The 1,655-nt window shown below is 71.7% G+C and carries 1 protein-coding gene; it reads right to left on the bottom strand.

What is annotated here, in order from left to right:
* Positions 1–149: 149 nt before the first annotated feature.
* Positions 150–1,535, bottom strand: a complete 1,386-nt coding sequence (locus tag OO48_RS33835; RefSeq protein WP_033223455.1) for an IS1380 family transposase — start codon at positions 1,533–1,535, stop codon at positions 150–152.
* Between the last annotated feature and the right edge of the window lie 120 nt (positions 1,536–1,655).

The following is a 1,655-nucleotide window of genomic DNA, read 5'->3' as shown; positions in this document are numbered from 1 at the left end:
CCCGGATCCACCGAGCTGATTTCTGGGTGATGGTTTCGGCGGTCTTGTCGGGGTGACCGGCTGGAGGGTGTGGGGTGTCCGCTGGTCTGCCCAGCTCTTCCACGTCTGCTCCGGTTGGGCCCTGGCGGGCGGGGTGGTCGGGTCTCCGATCAGGTGGGCAGGGCATGGGCGGCGTCGAACAGGTCGGTGAACGCGTGCTGCCAGGGCCATCGGTCGGGCAGATGGAGTGTTGGCCGACGGGCTGAACGGGCCAGCCGGGCAGGGACGTTGACCAGGTGGGCCCGCAGGGTGGCGGTGGTCGCCCTGGCATGGAAGGAGCCGGCGAGGCTGCCGGCGGCCCGCAGCAGGTTGTGGGTGATCGCCCACAGGGTGAGCCACGCGGCGTTGGCCTGGAAGCGCCCGGAGGGCAGGTGGGCCAGGGCCGATCCCTTGCCGTCCGCGATGACCTGCTCGATCGTGGCGTGCTGCCGGTGCTGCAGCTCGGCCTGGAGCATCTCGAACGGGCTGTCGGTGAACACCGGGTGGTAGCGCCAGGCCGTGAAAAGCTCGCCCTGCCCAGCCACGACCTCGGCGTTCAAGCGGCGGACGCGGCGCACGATCAGGCGCGCGGTGACGCGCTCGGCCTTCGTGCGGCCGGTGAACGCGGTGTAGCGGGTCTCGGCGACCTCCGCGTCGGAGACCAGCTCGCCGGTGTCGGGGTCCACGAACGCGCCCGGGTAGCGGATCGCCGTCCACGCGTCCTCGTCGATGGCGCTGATCGCGGCGGCGACGTGCGGGTTCATCCGCACGGTCAAGGAGAAGCGGGCGTTCGCCCGGCGGCAGGCGGCCACGACGTCGGCGGTATAGAACTGGCTGTCCGCGCGGACGATCACCGTGCCGCTCGCGCCGGCCTGCCGGGTGGCCGCGAGGGCCTCGGCGGTGAAGGGCCCGGCTCCGCGGGCGTCGGCCGCTTTGCCCCGCCGCAGCCGGACCGCCGCGATCACCGGACGGGCCAGCGGCGTGGAGAGGGTGGCGATGATCGGGTGCAGGGTGCGCACGCCCTTGAACCGGCCGACCTCCGCGCCCTGCTTGGCCCGACCGAACACGCGCCGGTGGGTGGGGTCGATGTCCACGAACGCCACCCGGTCGACGCCGGGCAGCAGGGGGGTGGCGCGGGCCAGGCGGGCGAGGAAGTCCCGGTGCACCGCGTGGAGTTGGCGGTTGTGCCCGTGTGTGAAGGCGCGCAGGAAGGTGCCCAGTGTGGACGGCGCGCGCACCCCGCCGAACAGTCGGTCCATCGCGCCGTGCCGGAGCCGGTCGGTGTCGTCGATCGAGTCGGCCCCGGCGCACATCGCCGCGACCAGCGTCATCACCTTCGCGGCCGGATTGGCACCAGCACCGCTGTCGGCGCCTTCGATGCGTAGCCTGTCGCCGACCAGGGCGGGCAGGCCGGCGCGCTCGGCCAGGCGGACCAGCGGGACCAGCCCCGTGTCCGCGATCAGATTCGGCTCGTCGAACACGACGGAAATGGCCGAGACAGCGTGAGAGGATTGCACTTACGAGATGCCTTGCCGATTGTGCGTGGTGGAGCCTAGAGAACTCCCATCATCGCAGGTCGCAAGGCATCTCTTCGTTCTACGGGACCTTCCCGACAGCGATCACCCGGTGGATCCGGG

It is taken from the genome of Kitasatospora phosalacinea, from assembly GCF_000716545.1.
GTDB classification, from domain to species: domain Bacteria; phylum Actinomycetota; class Actinomycetes; order Streptomycetales; family Streptomycetaceae; genus Kitasatospora; species Kitasatospora phosalacinea.
This window is presented reverse-complemented; position numbering and strand designations above follow the sequence as displayed.